This window comes from Haloflavibacter putidus, assembly GCF_006546625.1.
Taxonomy (GTDB): Bacteria; Bacteroidota; Bacteroidia; order Flavobacteriales; family Flavobacteriaceae; genus Mesonia; species Mesonia putida.
This window is the reverse complement of record NZ_VIAR01000025.1, coordinates 1-3,715: the sequence shown is the minus strand read 5'-3', so window position 1 is coordinate 3,715 and position 3,715 is coordinate 1. Positions and strand designations below refer to the sequence as shown.

Below are 3,715 nucleotides of genomic sequence, written 5' to 3'. Positions count from 1 at the left end.
TGTCTCCCCGACTATTACACCATCGGAGTCCGACCACTCAAATGTAGCATCTGAAGGGGCTGCCCCTGTAAGAGTGGCTTCTATAACATAACTGTCTGTAGAACAGAAATTCTGATCACCACCTAAATCTACCGTGAAAGCACTAGAATCTACTATAACTTCGTCTGTGGCAAAGCAAGTGCTGCTAGTAGGATTACCGTCTGTATCTAAAATAACAGCATCTACTTCTACAGTATATGTACCTTCTTCCGTAACATCTAAAGTTGCACTGGTCTCGCCGGCTATTTCTGTACCGTCTTGGTACCAAGTATATGTAGCATTACCAAACATACCTGCGTTTGTTGGAGTACCGTCTAATGTTATTAAGCCATTACAAACAGAAGTGTCGTTACCTAAATCTACTTCTAAAGGGTCTATAAAGTTAACATCTATTTGATCTGTAAGACCACACTGACCAAAATAAATAACCGAAACAGTATAATTACCTTCTTCTGTTACTTCTAAGGTTGGTCCATTTTCGCCAGATATTAAATTTCCATCAAAATACCAGTCTATTTGTGCATCTGTAGTATTGGTAATGCCAGTATCTAAAGTGATTGGATCTCCTTGGCAATTGATATTACCATTTTCCAATGTAATATCATCGCCTAAGTCTATACCACCAATATCAAAAGATCCGGCTTGTAAGAATACTGCTGAGTTATAACTAGTATCATTTCTATCACCAATTACCAATTTAATGTGGTATTGTTCTCCAGGTGTAACCGCAGACTGTGCAGTTAAAACAGTAGTATGGCCCTTAAAATCTATAGGCGCAGCAAACTCGGATAATCCTCCTGCACCATAATAATTCGCAAAATATTGTTCATTTTGTGAGGAACAACTGCTATTATAAGCATCGTCTCTAATTGTAAGTACAGATACAGGATCTGAAGTTCCGGGCACAACTGCCAAATTGGTGGTATTACCATTAGAATCTGTTAAAAAGAAAGCAAAAGAGTCTGAGTAACTACACTGGAAAGTTCCGTACTCGTCTGAAGCAAATAAGAAGTCAAAACTAATTTCATTAATAAAAGGAACAAAATCAAATTCTATTATAGTTGCATTATTAGAATCTGAGGTAGTATTTCCTTCAATTTGCTGAATTAAAGCTGTCAAATCAGGATCCCCGGGCCAACTTGAACCACCTGAACTCTGAATTCCTGTTTCAGGACCGGGTACTTCGGTTACATCGCCACTATTCAATACAACCCCACTTTCTAAAGGAAAGCTGGAGTTATTATAATCAAAATATCCTATACCATTTACATCACCAAAATCTGTTCCTGTTACAGCTGTAATATTAGAAACTTGCGCACAAGGATTGTTAATTAAAACATCTGTCACTAACTGATCTATGGTATATGTATTGGTATCTACTATAATTGGTGGCGTTAAACTTGCTACACAAATATCAAAATTGGTGTTTTGATCTGGTGCACTGTCAGATGTATAGACACGCACCCAGTAGGTTTCTCCCACCGTAAGGTTATTGGCTATACTACTCTCGTCACCAAATCCGTCTGCACAATATAAAAGTGAAAGGTTATCACAATCAACACCTTCATATACACTATGATAAAGTGTATTAGAATCACTAATATTTAAAATTGAAATAATATGATCTGTGGTAGTAGCTGTAAATTGAAACCATACATCATCATTGGCGGTTCCAGAACACGTATTTGGTTCTGCTGAAGCTGTACCTCCTTGAATTGTTCCCGCTGTCACGTTTGTACAATTAGAATCATCATTAGGTGTTACTTCAATTGCTGCTATACATTCGTCATTACTTGGTGGACAATAATTTTGTACCAACCCTGTACTGATTGTAGAACAGTTAACATCCGATGTGTTTTCTACGGTAATAAACACCTCTGTGCCATTAGGGTATGGACCAAAGGTAAAAGTCCCTTCGGCAGTTAAGGTTTGCATCGGGCTACCTTGATCATCAGAAATTTCTATAGGGTCTGATCCTCCAATATCTGTTACTTCACCTTCAATAAAAAATTGGGGAGAATTATCACAATCAGATACAATATCAAAATCTACAATTGGATCTATACAATCTGGCATTTCAATAAAAGTAACATCATCTATCAAGATATCGTTATAATAAGCCGAGCCATTTGCACTACCGGTTACAGTAAAACGAACTCGTACAGGACCGGTGATATTATAAGAAGAAATATCTATGGTAAAACCTTGCCAATTATCTCCTTGAAGTGTGTTTATATTTAAAATATCATTCCAAGCAGTACCATTGTAAATTTCTACGTCTACAATATTTATTGCTCCATCATCTGTGTTATTGCTAAATAAATAGAACTCTAAAGCAGGAACGGTTAAACTGGAAACATCTATAAAAGGAGAAGTAAGTGTGCTTATCTCGCCACTTACGTTATCCGAACCGTCCATCCAAGCATAGTTAGTGCCGCCACCAGGTGTATGATCTAAAACATCTGTAGCTGCATAACCTGCACCGGTACTATAATCCCAAGTGTTATCGCCGCCTTCTTCCCAACAAGTTGGGGTGGTGTCTGTCGCAAAATCTTCGCTCCAAGGCAAAGAAATCACATCACATTCTGTACTGAAAGCAATTGGACCGGTTAGATTACTTTCATCTGTTGGGCTACAAACCGCTTTTACATAAACATCATAATCTGTTGCGGGATTTAGACCTGTAAGAGTTATACCCGCAGTACCATTGTTATCTATTACGGAAGTGCCTTCGGTTTCTGGATCAAATCCTACAGGACCGTAGATAATCTCCCATTCGGTTTCTGAACCATTAGGTGTCCACGAAACATCTACCGAAGTAGAAGTGGCATTTTCGGTAACCAAATTAATTGGTTTAGGACAGGTAGGCAATTCCATAAAGCTCACATCATCTATTAAGATATCGTTATAAAACGCTGAACCGTTAGTACTACCGGTTACGGTAAAACGAACTCGTGCAGGACCGGTAATACTATAAGAAGACACGTTGATTATATATTCTTGCCAACTATCTCCTAACAAGGTACCTACATTTAAAATGCTGTTCCAACTTGTTCCATCATAAAATTCTACCTCTATAATGTTAATAGCACTATCATCTGTGTTATTACTGAAAAGCGCAAAAGACAATGCTGGTGTCGTTAAACTGGAAACATCTATAAAAGGAGAGGTTAATGTACTAATTTCTCCATCACTATTATCTGAACCATCCATCCAAGCGTAGTTAGTGCCACCACCAGGTGTGTGGTCTAAAACATCGGTAGCTGCATAACCGGCAGCAGTACTGTAATCCCAAGCATTATCGCCTCCTTCTTCCCAACAAGTTGGGGTAGAGTCTGCAGCAAAATCTTCAACCCACGGCAAAGAAATTACATCACAAGCTGTACTGAAAGCAATTGGACCGCTTAGATTACTTTCATCTGTTGGGCTACAAATTGCTTTTATGTATACTTCATAATCTGTTGCAGGATTTAGACCTGTAAGCGTAATACCTACACTACCATCGTTATCTATTACAGAAGTGCCTTCGGTTTCTAGATCAAATCCTACAGGACCGTAAATAATTTCCCATTCGGTTTCGTCTGAAATTGGAGTCCAGCTTATTTCTGCTGTAGCAGAAGTTATATTATTAACAACTAGATCAACAGGCATAGCGCAAGCTGGCGGATCTACTACT

1 protein-coding gene is annotated in these 3,715 nt (G+C 38.4%); it reads right to left on the bottom strand.

Annotated features, from left to right (window positions below; genetic code table 11):
- Positions 1–3,715, bottom strand: a 3,715-nt coding sequence (locus tag FKR84_RS13185; protein WP_233357779.1) for a choice-of-anchor L domain-containing protein, incomplete at both ends; no start/stop codon positions are given.